General features: G+C 60.2%; 21 protein-coding genes. 13 read left to right on the top strand and 8 right to left on the bottom strand.

All coding sequences use genetic code 11. The features are described from left to right. Window positions 1–1,389 (bottom strand): sensor histidine kinase, encoded by a 1,389-nt coding sequence (locus tag FHX10_RS15365; protein ID WP_097545178.1) that lies wholly within the window; start codon window positions 1,387–1,389, stop codon window positions 1–3. 401 nt (window positions 1,390–1,790) lie between these two features. On the opposite strand from FHX10_RS15365, the gene FHX10_RS15370 reads away from it, so the two are divergent. Continuing rightward, window positions 1,791–2,633, top strand: a complete 843-nt coding sequence (locus FHX10_RS15370) for a class I SAM-dependent methyltransferase (RefSeq protein WP_097545179.1) — start codon at window positions 1,791–1,793, stop codon at window positions 2,631–2,633. A 58-nt stretch (window positions 2,634–2,691) separates the two neighbouring features. Here FHX10_RS15370 and FHX10_RS15375 read toward each other — a convergent pair whose 3' ends face one another. Then, the gene (locus tag FHX10_RS15375) at window positions 2,692–2,985 is read right to left on the bottom strand and encodes a hypothetical protein (RefSeq protein ID WP_047614542.1); all 294 of its coding nucleotides are present in this window, start codon (window positions 2,983–2,985) and stop codon (window positions 2,692–2,694) included. Window positions 2,986–3,182: 197 nt separating this feature from the next. Here FHX10_RS15375 and FHX10_RS15380 point away from each other — a divergent pair, with 197 nt between their 5' ends. From FHX10_RS15380 to FHX10_RS15395, 4 genes are all read left to right on the top strand, one after another. Further along, window positions 3,183–3,581: a DUF1236 domain-containing protein gene (locus tag FHX10_RS15380; protein WP_047614544.1), complete on the top strand. Its 399-nt coding sequence runs from the start codon at window positions 3,183–3,185 to the stop codon at window positions 3,579–3,581. Between the two features lie 149 nt (window positions 3,582–3,730). Then, window positions 3,731–3,898 (top strand): hypothetical protein, encoded by a 168-nt coding sequence (locus FHX10_RS15385; RefSeq protein ID WP_164735955.1) that lies wholly within the window; start codon window positions 3,731–3,733, stop codon window positions 3,896–3,898. Next, window positions 3,895–4,476 carry a BA14K family protein gene (locus FHX10_RS15390; RefSeq protein WP_047614545.1) on the top strand — a complete coding sequence of 194 codons (582 nt, stop codon included), beginning with the start codon at window positions 3,895–3,897 and terminating at the stop codon, window positions 4,474–4,476. The genes FHX10_RS15385 and FHX10_RS15390 overlap by 4 nt, the downstream gene beginning before the upstream one ends. Window positions 4,477–4,593: 117 nt before the next feature. Next, entirely contained in the window at window positions 4,594–4,908 is a 315-nt protein-coding gene (locus tag FHX10_RS15395; RefSeq protein WP_047614547.1) for a hypothetical protein, read from the top strand. A gap of 26 nt (window positions 4,909–4,934) precedes the next feature. Here the strand turns inward: FHX10_RS15395 and FHX10_RS15400 are convergent, their stop codons facing one another. After that, window positions 4,935–5,828 carry a LysR family transcriptional regulator gene (locus FHX10_RS15400; RefSeq protein ID WP_184389599.1) on the bottom strand — a complete coding sequence of 298 codons (894 nt, stop codon included), beginning with the start codon at window positions 5,826–5,828 and terminating at the stop codon, window positions 4,935–4,937. 149 nt (window positions 5,829–5,977) lie between these two features. Here FHX10_RS15400 and FHX10_RS15405 point away from each other — a divergent pair, with 149 nt between their 5' ends. Continuing rightward, window positions 5,978–6,991, top strand: a complete 1,014-nt coding sequence (locus FHX10_RS15405) for a L,D-transpeptidase (RefSeq protein WP_097623493.1) — start codon at window positions 5,978–5,980, stop codon at window positions 6,989–6,991. Window positions 6,992–7,022: 31 nt separating this feature from the next. Here FHX10_RS15405 and FHX10_RS15410 read toward each other — a convergent pair whose 3' ends face one another. Next, window positions 7,023–7,814 carry a phenylalanine 4-monooxygenase gene (locus FHX10_RS15410; RefSeq protein ID WP_047614550.1) on the bottom strand — a complete coding sequence of 264 codons (792 nt, stop codon included), beginning with the start codon at window positions 7,812–7,814 and terminating at the stop codon, window positions 7,023–7,025. A gap of 123 nt (window positions 7,815–7,937) precedes the next feature. Between FHX10_RS15410 and FHX10_RS15415 the strand changes: the two genes are divergently transcribed. After that, window positions 7,938–8,399, top strand: a complete 462-nt coding sequence (locus FHX10_RS15415; RefSeq protein WP_029867957.1) for an Lrp/AsnC family transcriptional regulator — start codon at window positions 7,938–7,940, stop codon at window positions 8,397–8,399. Between the two features lie 33 nt (window positions 8,400–8,432). Here FHX10_RS15415 and FHX10_RS15420 read toward each other — a convergent pair whose 3' ends face one another. Beyond that, window positions 8,433–8,912: an Lrp/AsnC family transcriptional regulator gene (locus FHX10_RS15420; protein WP_029867958.1), complete on the bottom strand. Its 480-nt coding sequence runs from the start codon at window positions 8,910–8,912 to the stop codon at window positions 8,433–8,435. Between the two features lie 129 nt (window positions 8,913–9,041). On the opposite strand from FHX10_RS15420, the gene hppD reads away from it, so the two are divergent. The 5 genes from hppD to FHX10_RS15445 all read left to right on the top strand — a co-directional run bounded on the left by hppD (window position 9,042) and on the right by FHX10_RS15445 (window position 14,960). After that, complete coding sequence (gene hppD / locus FHX10_RS15425; protein WP_029867959.1) at window positions 9,042–10,151, top strand: 4-hydroxyphenylpyruvate dioxygenase; 1,110 nt, start codon at window positions 9,042–9,044, stop codon at window positions 10,149–10,151. A 62-nt stretch (window positions 10,152–10,213) separates the two neighbouring features. After that, the gene (hmgA, locus tag FHX10_RS15430) at window positions 10,214–11,575 is read left to right on the top strand and encodes a homogentisate 1,2-dioxygenase (RefSeq protein ID WP_097545181.1); all 1,362 of its coding nucleotides are present in this window, start codon (window positions 10,214–10,216) and stop codon (window positions 11,573–11,575) included. A gap of 52 nt (window positions 11,576–11,627) precedes the next feature. Further along, the gene (locus tag FHX10_RS15435; protein ID WP_029867961.1) at window positions 11,628–12,653 is read left to right on the top strand and encodes a fumarylacetoacetate hydrolase family protein; all 1,026 of its coding nucleotides are present in this window, start codon (window positions 11,628–11,630) and stop codon (window positions 12,651–12,653) included. Next, entirely contained in the window at window positions 12,650–13,282 is a 633-nt protein-coding gene (maiA, locus tag FHX10_RS15440) for a maleylacetoacetate isomerase (RefSeq protein ID WP_097545182.1), read from the top strand. Before FHX10_RS15435 ends, maiA begins: the two co-directional genes overlap by 4 nt. A 352-nt stretch (window positions 13,283–13,634) precedes the next feature. After that, window positions 13,635–14,960 (top strand): hypothetical protein, encoded by a 1,326-nt coding sequence (locus FHX10_RS15445; RefSeq protein ID WP_097623492.1) that lies wholly within the window; start codon window positions 13,635–13,637, stop codon window positions 14,958–14,960. A gap of 209 nt (window positions 14,961–15,169) precedes the next feature. On the opposite strand, the gene FHX10_RS15450 is transcribed toward FHX10_RS15445, so the two are convergent. Continuing rightward, window positions 15,170–18,988 carry a vitamin B12-dependent ribonucleotide reductase gene (locus tag FHX10_RS15450; RefSeq protein ID WP_029867963.1) on the bottom strand — a complete coding sequence of 1,273 codons (3,819 nt, stop codon included), beginning with the start codon at window positions 18,986–18,988 and terminating at the stop codon, window positions 15,170–15,172. A gap of 122 nt (window positions 18,989–19,110) precedes the next feature. Between FHX10_RS15450 and FHX10_RS15455 the strand changes: the two genes are divergently transcribed. After that, window positions 19,111–19,392 (top strand): hypothetical protein, encoded by a 282-nt coding sequence (locus FHX10_RS15455; RefSeq protein ID WP_029867964.1) that lies wholly within the window; start codon window positions 19,111–19,113, stop codon window positions 19,390–19,392. A gap of 186 nt (window positions 19,393–19,578) precedes the next feature. Here FHX10_RS15455 and FHX10_RS15460 read toward each other — a convergent pair whose 3' ends face one another. Together FHX10_RS15460 and gpt are read right to left on the bottom strand one after the other, a co-directional pair. Further along, window positions 19,579–20,169 (bottom strand): hypothetical protein, encoded by a 591-nt coding sequence (locus FHX10_RS15460; RefSeq protein ID WP_029867965.1) that lies wholly within the window; start codon window positions 20,167–20,169, stop codon window positions 19,579–19,581. 193 nt (window positions 20,170–20,362) lie between these two features. Further along, window positions 20,363–20,857: a xanthine phosphoribosyltransferase gene (gpt, locus tag FHX10_RS15465; protein ID WP_029867966.1), complete on the bottom strand. Its 495-nt coding sequence runs from the start codon at window positions 20,855–20,857 to the stop codon at window positions 20,363–20,365. Window positions 20,858–21,044: the final 187 nt, after the last annotated feature.

The following is a 21,044-nucleotide window of genomic DNA, read 5'->3' on the forward strand; positions in this document are numbered from 1 at the left end:
CTAATCTCCCACTTCCATAGGCTCGAAGGTCATGGTCACGGTCGTCCCACCTTCCCCTGTCTTGATGTCGAAGGATCCTCCGAGGCTGTCGATGCGTTCCCGAAGTCCGACAAGACCGAGGCTCGCTGGCCTCACCTCGGTCGGATCGAAGCCATTGCCGCGATCGCTGACCTCGACACGGACATGGCCTTTGTGCGAGACGGCGCTGACAGCCTGCTGAACGCCGCCGCCGTGGCGATAGGCGTTGTTCAAGGCTTCCTGGACGAAGCGATAGATACAGATCTTCACGGCAGGAGCAAGTTCAGGTCCATCCTCGTCGATGACGGTTTCGACATTGGTTTCTGTCTTATGCTGATGCGCTTCGACGACCCGCATGACGATCTCGGTGATCGATGACTTCTCGATCTGCGGCAGCACCAGCCCGCTACAGATATTGCGGATCTCCGTCATCGCCTCGGCAAGGCTCGAGCGTATCCAGGAAAGCTCTTTCTCGCGTGCTTCGGGCTCTGTGGAAGCGTTGATCAACAAATCGCTGTCCAGCCGCAATGAGGCATAGGCGATGTGCTGGGCCGGACCGTCGTGCAGATCGGCGCCGATGCTGCGCAGATATGTTTCGTTGAGCGCCGCCGCCCGCTGGGAGGCGCGCTGCAGCCGCCGCTGAAGCCCGCGATTTTCCGAAAGCAGCGCAGACAGTTCATTGACCCGTTCCTTGAGATCCTTGCGTTGCGCCTCGATCGTGCGACTGCCCCGAAATACCAGAGCGGAGAGAATAAGGAAAAAGATTGCCGTGAGAGCGGCGACGGCGCCCCAGCTCCGGAGCCTGGCATGCGCCAGACTGTCGCTCAGTCCTTCTGCCGTCTCGTAGAACTCAAGGACGGCGACCGCCTGTCCGGACCAAGGCTGGAGGACAGGATTGTAGATTTCCATGAGCGGCTTGCCGAGTGCGCGCTCCTCGCTGCTTTCCGGATCGCTGGCGATCTCGTAGCGCGCAACCAGAGACCCTGCGAATGCGCTGCGGAGTTTGTCGTTGACCGGGAATCTCTTTCCCACCAGTTCCTTCTCGTTCGAATAAAGGATGGTGCCGTCGCCTCGCCACAGCTTGAACGAAACAAGACGCCTGCCGAGCGCACCCTGGCCGAGCGTCTCGTCGAGAGCCTGGGCACTGCCTTCGTCCAGCAGCGATTCCTTTTGCATGTCGGGAAGCAGCGGCGCGACGACGCTGTCCACATATAGTGCCGTTGCAGCACCGGAATTGTGGATGACTGCCTCCTCTATGAGGTGGGTGACGAGAATGCCCACCAAGAACATGGTGGCGATCGATATGAGCCCACCCGCGACGAAGAACTGGGAGGCGAGGGTGCGGGCATTCCAGCGGCGAAGCCAATTCATTTTGATACCGGCGAGAGACTTGCAGAATAACCTACCGCTTCTTTAGAGTTTTTCCAAACGGTGTCAGGGTGCATTCCTCGTATCGAAGATCTCGGCGCCCGCTATGCTCTGGGTCAACCGGAGGCTATCGCCCGACATGGCTGCGCCGAAAACGTAGAGAAGGGCGGCCAGAACGATAACAAGAGCGAAAACGGACGCGCTGCAGGCGCCATTGATTCGGGATCTATTAGTCCGGGACATGTTCGGATCTCCTTCGGTATCGTTCGAAACGGAGCGGAACCGGTGCCCGTTCCACATTGGGGCTTCGGTCGGAGAAGGGTGGGACCAAGGTCTGATCCCGTGGACATTCGCAGATTCAGGCATATTTCAGGCTCGATGGGCTCGGGTCTGGAGGTTTGCGAGTGACAGCTTCTATCGATATCGAAGGCGGCGCCGGCGCCGGATCTCTGGCGCTTTTTCCGGAAAGCGTTGCCGACCTATACGAGACCTTTCTCGTGCCGATCCTCTTCGAACCCTATGCATCGGAAATGGCAATCATCGCCGAACGGTCGCAACCAGGCAGTGTTCTCGAGGTCGCTGCGGGGACGGGCGCTTTGACACGCGCTCTGCGGGCGAGGCTTGATCCAGCAACCGAGATCGTTGCTACCGACCTCAGCCAGGCGATGATTGACGTCGGCGCATCTTCGCTGACGCTGTCGCGGACCCACTGGATGCACGCCGATGCGCAAGATCTGCCGTTTGCGCCCTCGATGTTCGATCTCGTCGTCTGCCAGTTCGGCGTGATGTTCTTTCCTGATAAGCCGAAGGCCTATGGCGAGGCTAAAAGAGTGTTGCGCAGCGGCGGTCATTTTCTGTTCTCGACGTGGGATTCACTCGAGGCCAACGATTTCGCAAGATGTGTGGATGAATGCCTGGGAAGGTTCTTCCCGTCAGATCCGCCGGATTTTTTCAGGCGCTTGCCATATTCCTACTTCGACCCCGATCTGATCAAGGCGCAACTGACTGCGGCGGGGTTTGATGCGGTGTCCTGCGATCGGGTCGAATTGACATCCGTCGCAGCCACCGCGCGCGACGTGGCTGCGGCGTTCTGCCAAGGCACTCCGCTCAGGGGAGAAATCGAACAGCGGGCGCCGGAACGTATGTCGGAAATCGTCGATCAAGTGGCCGAGCGCGTGGAATCGCGCTACGGAGCCCGTCCTAGCGGCGGCATGAGCGCGCTCATCGCCGCCGGCCGCGCACCATAATGCTGCGTGGCGCGGGGTGTCGTCTCGATCAGGCGCTTCCTCAGGCGGTCCAAGAGATCTATCCGCCCGGATATGACGGCTCATCGGACTTTAGCGGGTCTGCGTAGGAGGCGTCCTCTATCGCGCGGATGACGTGCCGCTCGATCACCAAACAGGTCTCGTCGTACTCTTGCACCAGGTTCGGATTGAACCGTCGCTTTCGAACGGAGTCGCGGGCTTCGACTGCCATCTGATAGGCTTCGAAGAGCTCGAGCAGCCACGGGTCGCGCGCTTCCATGATCAGCTTCCGCATCTGCGGCAGGCGCATCGCCAGGCGCCTGCGTCCGGCTTCCCGACGGTTGGATCGCGCCATCTCCTTCGATCTCCTGCTTATGCCCGCGATTACGCGGCTTCTGGATTCTGAAATAGCGTCGGCAACGGACGTTGGAATGGGTTTAGGACCAAAGGCCGGGATCGCTCAGACTGAGGTCCGGGGCGTGGAACGACCCCGCCTCCAGCCAGTTGGTTTGGCAGCGGTCACGAAGGCCGCTCCAACACAAGGAGGAAACAATGCTCTCCAAACTTATCGTCGGCGCAGCAACTGCCGCGACCCTCATGTCGGGCGTCGCATTCGCCCAATCCTCGACCGTCAATGGTGCGGCCGGCGGTGCAATCACCGGAGCGATCGTCGGTGGTCCCGTTGGCGCTGCTGTCGGCGGCGTTGCCGGCGCAGTCGTGGGCACGGCGATCGATCCGCCGCCGGCAAAGGTCGTCACCTATGTCCGCGAGGCCCCGGCGCCCTCGGCACGCGTGGTCGTGAAGGAAAAGGTCGTTATCGGTCAACCCCTGCCGGAGACGGTCGTCGTCACGCCCATTCCGGACGACCCCACCTATGCTTACGCGGTGGTCAATGATGAACGCGTCATCGTCGAACCGTCGTCCCGCAAGGTGATCCAGGTTATCAAGTGACCTGATCCTCTGCGCGGCCTCTGCCGCACCTTCCTTCCGGAAATCAACTTTTAAGGACCCGAGAACCGCCGCACGACGGACGCCAGCGTCGTCGTGCGGCCAAAGCAACGAGCCGGCGGCCCTGCGCCGCCGGGCCTGAGGAGAGGAACATGATCTATTCCGAAGAGAAATCCGGTGGTCTGGCCGTGCCGCTGATCGCCATCATGCTGGCTATTGCCGGCATTCTCGCCGTGCTTGTCGCTACCGGCGGCCGAGAGAGCGCGGCTGTCGGCCGCGTCTGGGTTCCCCAGGCGCAACAGCAAGGTTCGGGACAATGAACGCCATCGCATCCCTTGCCTTTGGCATTGTCAGCTCTGTCGGAGCCTGCATCGCTGCCGCATCTGTCGCGTCCCACGTCGTGGCGGAGTCCGAACCACACACCTTCAACGACCTCGCAGCACGCGATCTATGGACGACGACGCCAGTGAAAATCGACCCGCGGCAGCAGCGCTATGAGCGAATTCCGCCGCTCTATTCCAGCTATGTCACCGAGGCGCCGGCGATCATGATGTCAGCGGCAAGATCGGATGCCGCTCGCCCGTCAACCGAACTTCCGCCGCCTCAGCCAAAACTTTCGGCCGAACACCTTGCCTGGTGTGGGGAACGCTACCGCTCCTTCAATCCCGAAACGAACACTTATCGATCCTATAGCGGCGAGACCCGCGAGTGCTCGCCGCCGTTCCGGCAGATCACCGCGGAATCCGATGAACGCGTCGGCATGAAAGCGAATGCACAGGCGGCAGCCCGGTGCGCTGCTCGCTACAAGTCGTATCGACCGGAAGACAACACATATCAACCATGGGATGGACCGAGACGCTCCTGCGACATGTCGGATCTCCTTGCGACGCGCAATTGATCATCGGGGGTGGGCGCGGTCTATGCCAAGCTGCACTGACCGGGATGTCGGACCAAAGTCCGTGTTACAAACGCTGCGGTTGTGATAACCGGTTGTATTAGAGGTTGGAGATCGGGGATGGCAACGACGCTGATAACGGAAATCCAGCAGGCGCAGACAAGGCTCCCGTTCTTGAGCAGGGCGGATAGAGGAGCCCTCATCGTTCGCATCCTCCACGAACTGAAGGCGCATCGGCGGGAGGCGCTCGGAAACGTGCCGGCCGAGCGCTGCGTTTGGATCGACACCCTCATCGCCTCCGTGTCTTCGACGATCTCGGAAATCGTCAGCATGCAGGACGCCGAGTTCAATCGTGTCCTGAACGAGTTCGAAAAGCTAATGGCGACGCTCGATGACATTTCGCATACGAAGAAGCGGCCGAAGACAATTCATTGAGGAATACATTGGCAGGCACTTACCCATCAGCTTCGATGGCGTAGCGCATCCACCAGAGCGACGAAGGCTGGAGAGGACTGCCTTCTGCTGGGATAGTAGAGATGGTAGCCATCCCAGTGTGGTGAAAAGGATTGCAGCACGCGTCTCAGATGGCCCTTTGCGATATGGGCAAGAGCGACATCTTCCGGCACGTATGCCAGGCCAAGTCCGTGCAGAGCCGCTTCCACACTCTGATAGGAGTTGTTGAAGGCAAGCTGTCCCTCCACTCTGATCCTGATTTCTTTCCCATTGTCTTCGAACTCCCATGCCCAGAAGCCCCCGTAGGTCGGCAGGCGCTCGTTGATGCAGTTGTGGCGGACGAGGTCCTGCGGATGCTCCGGAATCCCCATGCTGTCGAAATAGGAGGGCGCGCCAACGACGGCAAAAGGGAAATCAGGCCCAATGCGCGTCGAGATCATGTCTTTCGCCACCTGCTCTCCCATCCGGACGCCCGCGTCGAAGCGCTCCCTCACGATGTCGGACAGTCCGTTCTCGCGTATCAGTTCGACTTTGATGTCAGGGTTGTCCGGCAGGAAGCGCTGAAGCTTCGGCCAGATGATGCAGTTGATAGCGTGATCGGATGCCGTGATGCGAATGTTCCCGGCGGGTCTTTCCCGGAGCGCCGTGAGAGCGTCGAGCTGAGCATCGATCTCGTCGAAATGTGGCCCCACGCCTTGAAATAATCGTTCTCCCGCTTCGGTGAGCGAAACGGCTCGGGTGGTCCGGGTCAGAAGGCGGATGCCCAGGCGCGCCTCGAGCTGGCGGACGATATGGCTGAGTGCCGACTGGGACACGCCCAGCTTCGCAGCGGCGCGCGTAAAGCTCTTCTCTCGGGCGACCGCCAGAAAAACCATCAGGTCATTGACGTTCTCGCGCGGCATTGATGGGCTCCTTCGGATCAAATGGCGGTTGTACCGAATTTGCAGGGGCCGGACATTGAAATCATCGTGAACATATGGCCGATACGTGCGCTGTCGGCGGAATTCTCCAACCGTCTCGTCGCAATGGAACAAGTTGCAGCGCTGGCCATTTGTCGTCCATGAAAACAGCCCTGCCGATGTCGCTGCTCGCTCTCACCATCTCCGTTGGCGGTGCGAGCGCGCGGGAACTCCAACCCGAAGCCATCAATACCGCGTCGATTGCTTCCATTGAGGCAGGCAAGCCCAAGCCCGCAGATCCAGACCCGGCGATCGCCCGCCTTCAGGTTCTGCTCGACCGGGCGGGTTCGTCTCCAGGCGAGATCGATGGCCTCTACGGGGAAAACGTCAGCAAGGCCGTGGCCGGCTTCGAGGCGATGAACAAGCTTCCTGTCGATGGCAGGCTGGATCCGGAAGTCATCTCCCACCTGGAAGGCAATGGCCCGATCGTCGCCCCGATCGTTGAAAGCTACGTCGTTTCGGCGGAGGATGCTGCCGGCCTCGTCGACAAGATCCCCGAGGACTATGGCGAGAAGGCGAAGATGCAGAGCTTGGGATATGTGAACGTTGCCGAGAAGCTGTCCGAGCGCTTCCACATGGGTATCGATCTTCTCAATGCCCTCAACCCGGGTTCGCAGTTCGCTCCCGGCGATACGGTGTGGGTCGTGAACTCAGGTCCGCCGAGGGAAGGAAAGGTCAAGAGGATCGAAGCCGACAAGAAGACGGGGCAGGTGCTCGCCTATGCCGAGGACGGATCACTGCTTGCCGTCTATCCCGCGACGATCGGCAGCGAAGACAATCCGGCGCCGTCGGGCAAGCATAAGGTCAAGGGCGTGGCGAAGATGCCGGTCTACCGATATGACCCGAAGCGCAACTTCAAGCAGGGAAAGAACGACAAGGTCCTGACCATCCCGAAAGGACCGAATGGCCCGGTTGGCACGGTGTGGATCGATCTGACCGAACCGACCTATGGAATCCATGGCACGCCGGAGCCGAAGCTCATCGACAAGGTTGGATCGCATGGCTGCGTGCGGCTGACGAACTGGGACGCCGAAGAGCTGGCCGGCATGGTCAAGCCAGGAGTCCTGGTGGACTTCGTCAATCGAAGTGCAGCCACGCCGAAGTGAGGCCCGCACCCGCCGCCTGATCGTCAGCGATTCACGACGCCTTGGCTTCGAAAGCGGGGGCGAAATCACCGAGCGATTTCGCCTTGAGGATCATGCCCTCGATATCCTGCTCCACGATCGCTTCGAGATCGGCGAAGCTGTCGATAACGTAATAGATCGGCTGGAGGATATCGATCCGGTAGGGCGTTCTCAGCACGCTCATGAGATCGAACGGCCGGAACTCGCAGGCCTTGCCTTCCATTGCCGCTTTCGCTTCGCTTGGCGATGAGACGATGCCCGCGCCGAAGCAGCGCCGGCCCTGCGGCGTGTTGATCAGGCCGAATTCGACGGTGAACCAGAAGATGCGGAACAGATGCCAGGAATAACCCTTGCCGAGACCGACGGCGGTTTCGCCGAAATGCCGGACGAAATTGGCATAGCTCTGATTGGTGAGCATCGGGCAGTGGCCGAAAACCTCGTGGAACAGGTCCGGTTCCTCGATATAGTCGATATGTTCGCGACGGCGCAGGAAGGTTGCAAGCGGGAATTTGCCTTGCGACAGAAGCTCATAAAAGCGTGAGGGCGGAATGAGGGCCGGCACGCCTTCGACGCCGAAGCCGGTGGTCTCGTTCAGGCGTCTGTTCACATCGAGAAGCTGAGGCACCTTATCAGGCGTCAGTCCCAGCAATTTGACGCCGTCCAGATATTCGCGGCACGCCGTATCGGCGAGCAGCTTCATCTGACGCCGGTAGAGCTCGCCCCATATCGCATCTTCATCCGGGGTATAGTCATAGAGGCCGTCCGGGCCGGGCAGTTTGGCGGTGTAGCTGCTTTCCTTGGTCATTCGCTGATCCTCCCAGATGCGGCGCTATTCCTCCCATTATGATCCAGGTTTGGAGGATTTTCTTTTCTTTCGTGCTGGCTGTTGCCATACTGTTGGCAAATCTTCCCGAAAGCGGCGCATAAAATGAAAGAAACTGGGAATTTTCACCGCAAGCTTCTGCAACTCGTTCAGGCCGACGGCAGCCTTTCGCTGGCAGACCTGGCCGAAAAGGCCGGCATGTCGCAGAGTTCGGCTTGGCGGAAGATCCAGGAACTGGAAGCCGACGGCGTCATCCGCAAGCGGGTGACGCTGCTCGATCCCGGAAAACTCGATCTCAAGCTCTGCGTCATTGCCCATGTGACGCTGGAGGATCACCACGAAGAGGCGGTTGCCTCTTTCGCTTCCGTTGTGCTGGAGCGGCCGGAGATCATGGAGTGTTACGCCCTGTCAGGTGCCTTCGACTATATGCTGAAGATCCGGGCGAGGGACGTGGAAAGCTACGAAGCCTTCATGACCCGCTACCTCATGCGCAATCCGCATGTGCGCACCGTCGTCTCGAGCTTCGTGCTGCGCGAGCTGAAATTCTCGACCGAACTGCCGCTCTGATTGAGATGCGTCTAGGGCGATGCTGTCGCCGTATCAATGACCCGGCATGTGCACCGGAAAGCCTTCGAATGTCTTCAGCGTGTCGAGCACGATCGACGTCTTCACATGCTGCACCGACTCGTGCGGCAACAGAACGTCGTTGACGAATTTGGAGAGGTCGGCGAGCCCGCGGGTCGCCACTTTCAGGTGATAGTCCATTTCACCGGTCAGCGCATAGGCTTCGAGAACTTCCGGCAGTCCGTTGATCAGCTGCGAAAACCGGCGGGCATTGTCCCGGTTGTGGGTGGCAAGCGTCACCGAAATGACCACCAGCATATCCAGACCCAGCTTCTGCTGATCGAGGTAGGCGCGGTAGCTGCGAATATATCCCTCAGCCTCCAGTCTCGTGCGCCGGCGCGAGCATTGCGACGGTGAAAGCGCGATCCGCTCGCCGAGCTCGTTGTTCGTCAACCGTCCGTCCTTTTGAAGTTCCTGGAGCAGGCGCAAATCCAATTTGTCGAGCTGTTCATCCATTGCGCAAAATCTCCAAAATACTCACGAACCGTGCATAATATCTTCTTGGAACATGAAGAATGCAAGAACTTTGCGCGCGTTTTGGGCCACACTTTGCACCAGTCAAGGTTCAATCCTCAGGAGGAGAAAATGGGCCCTTTTCCACATGACGCGCCGCCTTCGGAAATCACCCCCGACAACCCGGCCGGCACCGACGGCTTCGAATTCGTCGAATTCGCCCATCCCGAGCCCGAGAAGCTCAGCGAGCTCTTCACACGCATGGGCTATGTCGCGGTCGCCAGGCACAAGACCAAGGACATCACCGTCTGGCGCCAGGGTGATATCAACTATGTCCTGAACGCCGAACCCGGCAGCCATGCCGCCCGTTTCGTCGCAGCTCATGGTCCCTGCGCCCCGTCGATGGCATGGCGCGTCGTCGACGCCAGGCACGCCTTCGATCATGCGGTGTCGAAGGGCGCCGTTCCCTATGAAGGGGACGACAAGATGCTCGACGTCCCGGCGATCGTCGGCATTGGCGGCTCGCTGCTCTATTTCGTCGAGACCTATGGTGCAAAGGGATCGGTTTACGATGCCGAGTTCGATTGGCTTGGCGAGCGCAACCCGCATCCCCAGGGGATCGGCTTCTATTATCTCGACCATCTCACCCACAACGTCTTCCGCGGCAACATGGACAAGTGGTGGGATTTTTACCGCAACCTGTTCAATTTCAAGCAGATCCACTTCTTCGATATCGATGGCCGCATCACAGGTCTGGTCAGCCGCGCCATCACCTCACCCTGCGGCAAGATCCGCATTCCGCTGAATGAATCGAAGGACGATACCAGCCAGATCGAGGAATATTTGAAGAAGTACCGGGGCGAGGGCATCCAGCACATCGCCGTTGGAACGGAGGACATCTACGACGCGACCGACAGGCTGGCCGATAACGGCCTGCGCTTCATGCCGGGTCCGCCGGAGACCTATTACGACATGTCCTATGAACGGGTGAACGGCCATAGCGAACCGATCGAGCGCATGAAGAAGCACGGCATCCTCATCGACGGCGAAGGCGTGGTGAATGGCGGCATGACGAAAATCCTGCTGCAGATCTTCTCTAAGACCGTCATCGGCCCGATCTTCTTCGAATTCATCCAGCGCAAGGGCGACGAGGGCTTCGGCGAGGGCAACTTCCGTGCGCTGTTCGAGTCAATCGAGGCCGATCAGATCAAGCGTGGTGTCATCGGCACGGCGGCGGAGTAAACTCTAAGCGCCGCGGGTTTTCAGACCCGCGGCGCTGCGGCGTTTTCGGGGAGGAGTTGAGAATGGACCAGACATCGATCCAGGCTTCCGAGAGTGAAGCCGCGACGGCAAACAAGCTGAAATACATGCCGGGCTTCGGCAACGACTTCGAAACCGAGTCGCTGCCCGGCGCCTTACCGCAGGGCCAGAACAGCCCGCAGAAATGCAATTACGGCCTCTATGCCGAGCAGCTGTCCGGCTCGCCGTTCACCGCGCCGCGCGGCACGAATGAAAGGTCCTGGCTTTATCGCATTCGACCGAGCGTGCGCCACACCCGCCGCTTCTCCAACGCTTCCTATCCGCTCTGGAAAACCGCACCCTGCCTGGACGAGCATTCGCTGCCTCTCGGCCAGCTTCGCTGGGATCCGATCCCCGCGCCCACGGAAAAGCTGACCTTTCTCGAGGGAGTGCGGACCATCACGACGGCAGGCGATGCCACCACCCAGGTCGGCATGTCGGCCCATGCCTACCTCTTCAATGAGGACATGGTCGACGATTACTTCTTCAACGCCGATGGTGAACTGCTGATCGTGCCGCAGCTCGGCGCCATCAGAGTGTTCACCGAAATGGGCATCATGGATGTCGAGCCCCTGGAAATATGCCTCATCCCGCGCGGCATGATGTTCAAGATTTTGAGGGGCGGCGAGCAGACGGTGTGGCGTGGCTATATCTGCGAGAATTACGGCGCGAAATTCACGCTGCCGGACCGCGGGCCGATCGGCGCCAACTGCCTGGCCAACCCGCGCGACTTCAAGACACCGGTCGCCGCCTTCGAGGACAAGGAAACGCCCTGCCGCGTCCATGTGAAGTGGTGCGGAAAATTCTATGTCACGGAGATCGGCCACTCGCCGCTCGATGTGGTCGCCTGGCACGGCAATTACGCGCCTTACAAATATGACCTGCGGACGTTTTCTCCGGTCGGCGCCATCAGCTTCGACCATCCCGATCCGTCGATCTTTTCCGTGCTGACCGCGCCCACCGAAGATGCCGGCACCGCCAATGTCGATTTCGTGATCTTTCCGCCGCGCTGGCTGGTCGCCGAGCATACGTTCCGTCCGCCCTGGTACCACCGCAACATCATGAGCGAATTCATGGGCCTGATCCACGGCCAGTACGACGCCAAGGAGGAGGGTTTCGTGCCGGGCGGCATGAGCCTGCACAACATGATGCTTCCCCACGGGCCGGATGCGCTCGCCTTCGAAAAGGCATCCAATACCGAGCTCAAGCCGGTGAAGCTCGATCACACCATGGCCTTCATGTTCGAGACCCGGTACCCGCAGCAACTGACGAAATATGCGGCCGAGCTCGAAACGCTGCAGGATGACTACCTCGAGTGCTGGGACGGCCTGGAACGCAAGTTCGACGGAACCCCCGGATTCAAGTGAAGTATCAAGTGAAGCATCAAGCGAAGACATCCTCCAGCACAGGAATTCGGACATGAAACTTGCGACGTTGAAGGACTCTACGCGGGACGGCCGGCTGGTCGTCGTTTCCCGCGACCTGACCCGCTGTTCGGAAGTCGGCCACATCGCCCGCACATTGCAGGCAGCACTCGACGACTGGGAGCATGTGGCGCCGAGGCTTGCATTGATTGCCGAAGGCATCGAGACCGGAGCCCAGCCGACGATCCGCTTTCACGAACATGACGCAACGTCACCTCTACCGCGGGCCTACCAATGGGCCGATGGTTCCGCTTACGTCAACCATGTCGAATTGGTGCGCAAGGCGCGCGGCGCCGAGATGCCGGCGAGCTTCTGGACCGATCCGCTGATCTATCAAGGCGGGTCGGACACTTTCCTCGCTCCGCGCGAGCCGATCGTGATGGCCGACGAGGCTTACGGGATCGACATGGAGGGCGAGGTCGCCGTCATCACCGGCGACGTCGCCATGGGTTCCGGCCCGGAAGCGGCGCGCAGCGCCATTCGCCTGCTGATGCTCGTCAACGACGTGTCGCTGCGCGGTCTGATCCCCGACGAACTGGCGAAGGGATTTGGTTTCTTCCAGTCCAAGCCGGCCTCAGCATTTTCGCCGGTCGCCGTAACGCCGGATGAACTCGAAGACGCCTGGGATGGCGGCAAGCTGCACCTGCCACTGTTGGTGAGCTTGAACGGCAAGGCATTCGGCAAGGCCAACGCCGGCATCGACATGACATTCGATTTCGGCCAGCTGATCGCCCATGCCGCCAAAACCCGCCATCTCGCGGCCGGCACGATCATCGGCTCGGGAACGGTGTCCAACAAGCTGGACGGCGGCCCCGGCAAGCCGGTGGAGGAGGGAGGAAACGGTTACTCCTGCATCGCTGAACTCCGGATGATCGAGGCCATCGAGACCGGATCGCCGAAGACCCCCTTCATGAAGTTCGGCGATCAGGTCCGCATCGAGATGAAGGATCATGCCGGCCATTCGATCTTCGGGGCGATCGAGCAGACGGTCGAGAAATACGAGGGGGCCGGGCGGCAATGAACGAGGTCGTTCTCTACGACTACTGGCGATCATCGGCGAGTTATCGCGTCCGCATCGCGCTCAATCTCCTGGGCGTCGACTATCGGACCGTGCCGATCAACCTGTTGGAGGGCGCGCACAGGAGGCCGGACTATCTCGCGCTCAACCCGCAGGGCTTCGTGCCGACACTGGTGATCGATGGGAAAACACTGACGCAGTCGCTTGCTATCATCGAATATCTGGCCGAGACCCGACCGGAATGCGGATTGCTGCCATCGGATATCGCCGATCGCCAGAAAGTCCGCGCCCTCGCATATGCGGTTGCCATGGACATCCATCCGATCTGCAACCTGCATGTCGTCTCGCACCTCATGACGCTAACAGACAAGACGGATGCCCGCGAGGAATGGATGAAGCATTTCATCACCGACGGGCTTCGCAAACTGGAAGCCATGATCGGCAACGGCGATGGCGCGTTCAGCTTCGGAGATACACCGACGATGGCGGACCTCTGTCTCGTTCCCCAGGTCTACAACGCCCGCCGCTGGGGCGTGGATCTGACCGCTTTCACGCGTATCGTCGATATCGACGCCAGATGCGCCGAACTGCCCGCTTTCCAGGCGGCGCATCCTGACCGGGTGAAACCATAACGGCAGGCCTAACCACACGAAATCCGAAGGCGCACTGCCTTTTTCCTGCTGCTCCCACATCAATTGCCGGCACCGCGTCGGATCGCCTGGGCTGGGATCTATCGATCGCGGCGAGCTACCGGCGTTTACCGTGTCTTATCACTTCTGATTGTGCCGCTTGCCAGAAGATCGCTCCTTGTGCATTGATCAGGTCGCTGGGGTAGGTCTGAAATGTTCTCGTCAAAGCTGTTGATCTTCAAACTCGTAATGGACACGGGTTTGATCGCATTGAACGCTGATGGGATTTGATGATCACCCCCGGCAATACATACGTGAGCAAGATATGCTGCGAGTGACGACGGGAGAAATACACGTGCTCGAAGGCTGGAGAAGAATACGGAAATCCGTGTCGTTCATATCGATGCTGCTGGCTTTCGCCGCCCTGGCGCAGGAGACGCATGCGGCAATTTCCTATGAACGTCTCGACGGCGCGCCGGGCAAGCGCGGCCTTGCGATAAAGGGCGCGTTCGAAATCTCCGACGATCCGAAGGCGCTTGTCGACGAGTACAAGCAGTTCCAGCCGGCCTATATTACCTTTGACTCGCCCGGTGGAAACGTGATCGTCGCGATCGAGTTCGGCCGCACCATCCGCGCGTTGAATGCGCGAACGATCCAGCTCAGAGCCGTGGAATGCGCATCGGCTTGCGCCTTCGCCTTCGTCGGTGGCGTTCAAAGATTTGCCGAGCCGGGGTCCATCGGCGTGCATCGGGTTTCCCTATCCGAAGATGCCGCCATGGACAGCAATTTGGCAGTCTCGTCTGTTCAATCGCTGACCGGCGAGATCATCGGATATTTGACCGACATGGGGGTGAGCCCCAATCTGCTGCAGCTCAGCCTGTCGATTGACAGCACCGATATAAGGTATCTCACCGCTGCGGAAATGCGAGACTGGAATATCATCACGCCCGAGGACATGTCCTCGCCATCGGCGGGCGAGCCGCCACCGCCGGGCGCTGCGCCACAGGTGAGCGCCACACCCGCCGTCACGCCATCAGACCCAAGCGCTTCCGAGGAGGCCACCGCAGCCGCACCCGGCGACCTGACCACGGAGGCGGTTGATTTCGTCAACCGTTACAATGACGAATGGTCGAAAGACAGCGCTTCTGCGCTTGATTTCATGAAGAGCGTCTATGCCGATCAGGTTTCCTTCTTCGGGACCGTGGTCGACAAAGACGTCGTCTTGAAAGACAAGGCAGCCTTCGCCCAACGCTGGCCAGAACGCATATACAGCGTCAAACCCGGCTCCGTGACCGCCAGCTGCGCTGGAAAATGCGAAATGTCGGGAATTGTCGAGTGGTTTGCTCGAAACCGAGAAACGGGTAGGACAACCTCCGGGATGGCGGAATTCTCTTTCGTGTGGAACACCGCCTCCCTGCAGATCGAGTCCGAGACCGGAAAGGTGATCGCCACGGACAAAGGAGCCAAAGCGCCGGATCGGTTGATCCAGCAGTGGATAGGACTGGACGACATCTGCCGCGGCAGCACCGATCGCTACGGCATCGAGACGGAGCGGGCCTGCAAACGGCGCAAGCAGATCAGTCCGCTGCTCAATCGCGTCGACTGGTGCTATGGCCATGAGGATGAAGCCGGAATGGATATGCAATGGCACAAATGCGATGCCAACTCCCGTAGGTATTGAGATTAAGTACGAGGCGGTTTCACCGTCGGCTGCGGCGAGCGCGGAGTAGAAGGCAAGAAGACCACGGCGTCTATCTCGAGCTTCAAACGAGTGGCGATCGTCTCGGCCAAATAAAAAGCCGCCGGCAGCTGACTGTCGGCGGCTTTTGACTATCGATCAGTTTGTGTCGGACGCCTTTCAACGGGGCGCGCTAGACAACAAGCGCCCACTCAGCTGCACCCGCTCGTAGCACCACACGTGTCGCACTTCTCGCAGGTCCCATTCCGCACCATCGTGAAGTTCTGGCACTCCGAGCACATGTTGCCGGTATAGCCCTGCATGATCGAGCGTTGGCGGCGTTCGGCCTCCCGCTTCTTGGCTTCGGATTTCGCCGTGGCCGCGTCGGCCGCCGCCTTGTCGGAGAAGAGGGCGGTTGCGTCGCTGGTGATTTCGTCGATCACCTCTTCGGCAATCTCTTCCGCCAGTTCCTTGGCGCGCTCCTCATAGTCGCGCTTGAAGGCGACGATTTCGGAGGTGGAGATGGCGACCGTCGGCTCCAGCTTGCGGGCGGCACTGCCGGCAAAGGCAGTCACGGTACCGGTGGAAGCAGCGCGGGCAGGGGCGGCAGTCGCCGCACCCTTGGGCTCGGCCGCTGCCTGGCGTTCGCCGCCGGTGCCGGAGACCAGGGTCGGCTTGTAGCCGCGGGTCCAGCCGGTGGAGAGCAGGTTGGTCTTGCCCTCCTGGATGCCCTTGCCGAGCGCGGTGTTGGAGAAGTCGGACGTATCAACATGCGCCAAGTCGTGGCGGCCGAGATAGGAGACGGCAAGTTCGCGGAAGACGTAGTCGAGGATCGACGTGGCGTTCTTGATCGCGTCATTGCCGATGACCATGCCGGCCGGCTCGAACTTCGTGAAGGTGAAGGCCTCGACATATTCCTCGAGCGGCACGCCATATTGCAGGCCGAGCGAGATGGCGATGGCGAAATTGTTCATCATCGCGCGGAAGGCAGCGCCTTCCTTGTGCATGTCGATGAAGATCTCGCCGAGGCGGCCGTCGCCGAACTCGCCGGTGCGGAGATAGACCTTGTGTCCGCCGACGGCGGCCTTCTGGGTGTAGCCCTGGCGGCGGTTCGGCAGCTTCTCGCGTTCGCGCGAAACGCGTTCGATCACCCGCTCGATGATCTTCTCGGTGATGGTGACGGCCTGGGCGGCGACCGGCGCCTGCAGCAGTTCCTCCAGCGCATCCTCGTCATCCTCGTCTTCGATCAGCGAGGCATTGAGCGGCTGCGACAGCTTCGAGCCGTCGCGATAGAGCGCGTTGGCCTTGAGGCCGAGCTTCCAGGAGAGCAGGTAGGCGTTCTTGCAATCCTCGACGGTCGCCTCGTTCGGCATGTTGATCGTCTTGGAAATCGCACCCGAGATGAACGGCTGGGCCGCCGCCATCATGCGGATGTGGCTTTCCACAGAGAGGTAGCGCTTGCCGATCTTGCCGCAGGGATTGGCGCAATCGAAGACCGGCAGATGCTCATTCTTGAGGAAGGGCGCGCCTTCCAGCGTCATCGCACCGCAGACATGGATGTTGGCGGCTTCGATGTCCTTCTTCGAGAAGCCGATATGGTCGAGCAGGCTGAAGCTCATGTCGGACAGTTGTTCGTCGGAAACCTTCAGCGTGTCCCTCAGGAAGTCGGCGCCGAGCGTCCACTGGTTGAAGACGAACTTGATGTCGAAGGCGCTCTTCAGCGCGGCGTTGACGGCTTCCACCTTCTCGTCGGTGAAGCCCTTGGTCTTCAGCGTCGAGGGGTTGATCGCCGGCGCCTGGTTCAGGTTGCCGTGGCCGACGGCATAGGCCTCGATCTCGGCGAGCTGGCTCTCCGAATAGCCGAGCGTGCGCAGCGCTTCGGGCACGGCGCGGTTGATGATCTTGAAGTAGCCGCCGCCGGCGAGCTTCTTGAACTTGACGAGGGCGAAGTCGGGCTCGATGCCGGTGGTGTCGCAATCCATGACGAGACCGATCGTGCCGGTGGGCGCGATGACCGAGACCTGGGCATTGCGATAGCCATGCTGTTCGCCGAGCTCGAGCGCCTTGTCCCAGGCCGATTTGGCATGGGCGACGAGATCCTGGTCCGGGTTTTCCGAATGGATCAGCGCGACCGGGTTGATCGACAGGGCCTCATAGCCCGATGTTTCGCCATGGGCGGCGCGGCGATGGTTGCGGATGACCCGCAGCATGCTCTCGCGGTTTGGCGCGAAGTTCGGGAAGGGCCCGAGTTCGGCAGCCATTTCGGCCGACGTCGCATAGCAGACGCCGGTCATGATCGCAGTCAGCGAACCGGCAATGGCGCGGGCCTCGGTGGAGTCGTAGGGAATGCCCGACGACATCAGCAGGCCGCCGATATTGGCGTAGCCGAGACCGAGCGTGCGGTATTCGTAGGAGAGTTCGGCAATGCGCTTCGACGGGAACTGCGCCATCATCACCGAGACTTCGAGCACAACGGTCCACAGGCGAACTGCATGTTCGTAATCGGCAATGTTGATGCGCTTGGTGGCCTTGTCCTTGAACTGCAGCAGGTTCAGCGAGGCAAGGTTGCAGGCCGTGTCGTCGAGGAACATATATTCCGAGCACGGGTTCGAGCCGCGGATCGGGCCGCCGGCCGGCGAAGTGTGCCAGTCGTTCATCGTCGTGTTGAAGTGGATGCCCGGATCTGCCGAGGCCCAGGCAGCGTAGGAAATCGTTTCCCAGAGATCGCGCGCCTTCAGCGTCTTCATCACCCTGCCATCCTTGCGGGCGGTCAGGTTCCAATCGCCATCATTCTCGACGGCGCGCAGGAAGTCGTCCTTGATCGAGACGGAGTTGTTGGAGTTCTGGCCCGATACCGTGAGGTAGGCTTCCGAATCCCAATCCGTGTCGTAGGTCTTGAACTGGAGATCCTTATAGCCCTGGCGGGCGAACTGGATGACGCGCTGGACGTAGTTCTCCGGAACCTGGTCCTTCTTGGCAGCGCGGATTTCGCGCTTTAGGGCAGGGTTCTTGGCCGGGTCGAAGCAATCGCCGTTGTCGCCGCCTTCACAATTGAAGCAGGCCTTCATGATCGCCTTCAGATGCTTGGCGACGACCTTCGAGCCGGTGACCAGGGCCGCGACCTTCTGCTCTTCCTTGACCTTCCAGTTGATGTATTCCTCGATGTCGGGATGGTCGATATCGACGACCACCATCTTGGCGGCGCGGCGCGTCGTGCCGCCCGATTTGATGGCGCCGGCGGCGCGGTCGCCGATCTTCAGGAAGCTCATCAGACCGGAGGAGCGGCCGCCGCCGGAAAGCTTTTCGCCTTCGCCGCGCAGCATGGAGAAGTTGGAGCCCGTGCCGGAGCCGTATTTGAACAGGCGCGCTTCACGCACCCAGAGGTCCATGATGCCGCCTTCGTTGACGAGATCGTCCTCGACCGACTGGATGAAGCAGGCATGCGGCTGCGGATGTTCGTAGGCCGACTTGGACTTGGTCAGCTTGCCGGTGAAGGGATCGACATAGAAATGGCCCTGGCCTGGGCCGTCGATGCCGTAGGCCCAGTGCAGGCCGGTGTTGAACCATTGCGGAGAGTTCGGGGCGACGCGCTGGGTGGCGAGCATATAGGCAAGCTCGTCCTTGAAGGCCGCGGCGTCTTCCTCGGAGGAGAAATAGCCGCCCTTCCAGCCCCAATAGGTCCAGGTGCCGGCAAGACGGTCGAAAACCTGGCGCGCATCGATTTCGGAGCCGGTCTGCTCATCCTTCGGCAGGGTCTTCAGCGCAGCATCGTCGGGAACGGAGCGCCACAGGAAGGAGGGAACGTCGTTTTCCTCGACCTTCTTCAGGCGGGTGGGGACGCCAGCCTTGCGGAAATACTTCTGCGCCAGAACGTCGGTCGCGACCTGGGAGAACTGCGCGGGAACGTCGATATTCTCGAGGCGGAACACGATCGAACCGTCGGGGTTCTTGATCTCGCTCGTCGCCTTGCGGAATTCGATATCCGCATAGGCGCCTTGGCCGGCCTTCGTGAAACGACGTTCGATGCGCATGGTCTTGACCTCGTGTTGGCGCCCGATCCCCAGCGACCGGGGCGCAAAATTCCTATCCGGCGGCACTTTGTCGTCGTGCAGCCAGCCTCGTTTCCGTATCGTGACAGGGGTGTCATCCGGAGATGTCCTTCCTGTATCTTGTGGTGATGGTGGCTGCAAACGCTAAATATAGTATTAACAGCTTATTATCGCCAGTCCCGACGTCACTTTTTTTGGAGGCTGAAAACCGCGCAGAGAACCTGTCGGGTCTGAACCGCTCCCGGCGCATCACCCTGATTCTGCGTCCTGATTTTCAAAAGGGAACCGGGCTCGTTACCTCCGGTCCTGTCGCCGCCGCAACATCGAAAACAGTAAAGTTTGAAACAGCTGATTCCGTCAAGGGCTGGCTTTTAATTGATTGCTAACCACAACATGTTGTGGATGCGCCTGTGGAGATTGGGGAAAGCCGGGGAGCGCTGAAATTACAATGGCTTGCAGGCGTTGCCGGCTAAGGAAAAGGCCGGAACGATAAAAAAGCGCCCTGCGGCAAATCTTGTGATGGCATTTCCGGCGCAAATGCGCATGGCGATTCGGCGAGAAAACGAGCGGTCTTAAAGCGCGTCGATGGCGATGGTAACGGTGGCCACGCCGATCGGCCTGTTCTCTTCGTCCATGACCACGAAGCTCGCCTGCGTCTCGAGTATCTGAGTGGATTCGTTGCGCTCGGCCCGGTCGATGAAGACCTCTCGCGAGCCGTTGGCGAAGGTTCTGAGATATTTCTCTTCGTCGCCCTGCCAGTAGTCGGCGGTAATGATGCTCTGCCCGACATTCAGTCCATGACTATCGGTGACGAAAAATTCGACGATCGCTCCCTGCGAGGCGTCCTGCCTGGCTTTCAGGTAATGCGACACGGATCTGTCGAGCAGCAGCTTGACCATATGCAGGTGATGCTGATCGACCTCAGATCGGTAAGTGTCATCGAGCACCCGCATATCCATTTCGCTGACGTTGCCGAACTCCGCGTTCTGCTCGGCAATGGCCTTCAGCACCAATGGCGTTTCCACCATTGGCCGGATCTGCTTCTCGACATAGTCGCGCACAAGGGGGATATAGGCAGGCTCGGCGCGGACAGGCGTGAGGGAAAACAGACATGCCGCCAGCCCGACGGTCACAACCGCTGCTCTACGCCCCCACCGCGCCATCTTGTTTCCCTATATCACATCGTTTGCTGCACGCTTTAAGCGCAATTTGATGCGATTCGCAGCTGTCGAGTTTATGCGAACACGATAAAATAGATGTGCTGCTCCCGATAGCGGATTCAGGAAACCCCGCAGACAAAAACTGGAACAATTTCAAGTGGTAAATACGAAGGCCGCGCGCTGTGATCGGTGGCGATCAGCCTGCGCCTTTGGCGATCGGCTCCTGATAGGTGAAGCCCATGTCCCAGGGGAAGTAGATCCAGGTGTCCTGGCTCACCTCGGTGACGAAGGTGTCGACCGTCGGCACGCCCTTCGGCTTGGCATAGACGCAAGCAAAATGCGCCCTCGGCAGCATGGCGCGCACCTGGGCGGCGGTCTTGCCGGTATCCGTCAGGTCGTCGACGACGAGCACGCCTTCGCCGCCATTTTCCTGAAGTTCGGGCGCGATCCCCTTGAGCAGCACCATGTCGCCCTGGTTGACATAATCATGATAGGAGGCGACGCAGACGGTCTCGATCAGCCGGATGTTCAGCTCGCGTGAGATGATCGCCGCCGGAACGAGGCCGCCGCGGGTGATGCAGACGATCGCCTTGAACGCCTGATTGAGGCCGGCTAGCCGCCAGGCAAGGGCGCGTGCATCGCGGTGGAACTGATCCCAGGAAACGGGAAAGGCTTTATCGGGAAGGGACATTCGGGCTGCTCCGCGGCATGAAAAACGATACGCCGTTTGCCGGCGACCAGATGGGCTTGGAACGGCGATCGGCAAAACGAGAAATCGCGTAGCCGAAACTGCGCGAAATCGCGAGCTGCAGCTGCGCGAGATCGCGAGCTGCACTGCGCGAGTTGTGGCCGAGGCTCGAAGCTCTCATCGGTCGCTG

The sequence above is a fragment of the Rhizobium sp. BK591 genome (genome assembly GCF_014195045.1).
In the GTDB taxonomy this organism is placed as follows: Bacteria; Pseudomonadota; Alphaproteobacteria; order Rhizobiales; family Rhizobiaceae; genus Rhizobium; species Rhizobium anhuiense.

Bases quoted from the DNA above. Each gene is read 5' to 3' on its own strand.
- FHX10_RS15365 (WP_097545178.1), bottom strand. From the start codon at position 1,389: ATGAATTGGCTTCGCCGCTGGAATGCCCGCACCCTCGCCTCCCAGTTC.
- FHX10_RS15375 (WP_047614542.1), bottom strand. From the start codon at position 2,985: ATGGCGCGATCCAACCGTCGGGAAGCCGGACGCAGGCGCCTGGCGATG.
- FHX10_RS15380 (WP_047614544.1), top strand. From the start codon at position 3,183: ATGCTCTCCAAACTTATCGTCGGCGCAGCAACTGCCGCGACCCTCATG.
- FHX10_RS15385 (WP_164735955.1), top strand. From the start codon at position 3,731: ATGATCTATTCCGAAGAGAAATCCGGTGGTCTGGCCGTGCCGCTGATC.
- FHX10_RS15390 (WP_047614545.1), top strand. From the start codon at position 3,895: ATGAACGCCATCGCATCCCTTGCCTTTGGCATTGTCAGCTCTGTCGGA.
- FHX10_RS15395 (WP_047614547.1), top strand. From the start codon at position 4,594: ATGGCAACGACGCTGATAACGGAAATCCAGCAGGCGCAGACAAGGCTC.
- FHX10_RS15400 (WP_184389599.1), bottom strand. From the start codon at position 5,828: ATGCCGCGCGAGAACGTCAATGACCTGATGGTTTTTCTGGCGGTCGCC.
- FHX10_RS15410 (WP_047614550.1), bottom strand. From the start codon at position 7,814: ATGACCAAGGAAAGCAGCTACACCGCCAAACTGCCCGGCCCGGACGGC.
- FHX10_RS15415 (WP_029867957.1), top strand. From the start codon at position 7,938: ATGAAAGAAACTGGGAATTTTCACCGCAAGCTTCTGCAACTCGTTCAG.
- FHX10_RS15420 (WP_029867958.1), bottom strand. From the start codon at position 8,912: ATGGATGAACAGCTCGACAAATTGGATTTGCGCCTGCTCCAGGAACTT.
- hppD (WP_029867959.1), top strand. From the start codon at position 9,042: ATGGGCCCTTTTCCACATGACGCGCCGCCTTCGGAAATCACCCCCGAC.
- hmgA (WP_097545181.1), top strand. From the start codon at position 10,214: ATGGACCAGACATCGATCCAGGCTTCCGAGAGTGAAGCCGCGACGGCA.
- FHX10_RS15435 (WP_029867961.1), top strand. From the start codon at position 11,628: ATGAAACTTGCGACGTTGAAGGACTCTACGCGGGACGGCCGGCTGGTC.
- maiA (WP_097545182.1), top strand. From the start codon at position 12,650: ATGAACGAGGTCGTTCTCTACGACTACTGGCGATCATCGGCGAGTTAT.
- FHX10_RS15450 (WP_029867963.1), bottom strand. From the start codon at position 18,988: ATGCGCATCGAACGTCGTTTCACGAAGGCCGGCCAAGGCGCCTATGCG.
- FHX10_RS15455 (WP_029867964.1), top strand. From the start codon at position 19,111: ATGTCCTTCCTGTATCTTGTGGTGATGGTGGCTGCAAACGCTAAATAT.
- FHX10_RS15460 (WP_029867965.1), bottom strand. From the start codon at position 20,169: ATGGCGCGGTGGGGGCGTAGAGCAGCGGTTGTGACCGTCGGGCTGGCG.
- gpt (WP_029867966.1), bottom strand. From the start codon at position 20,857: ATGTCCCTTCCCGATAAAGCCTTTCCCGTTTCCTGGGATCAGTTCCAC.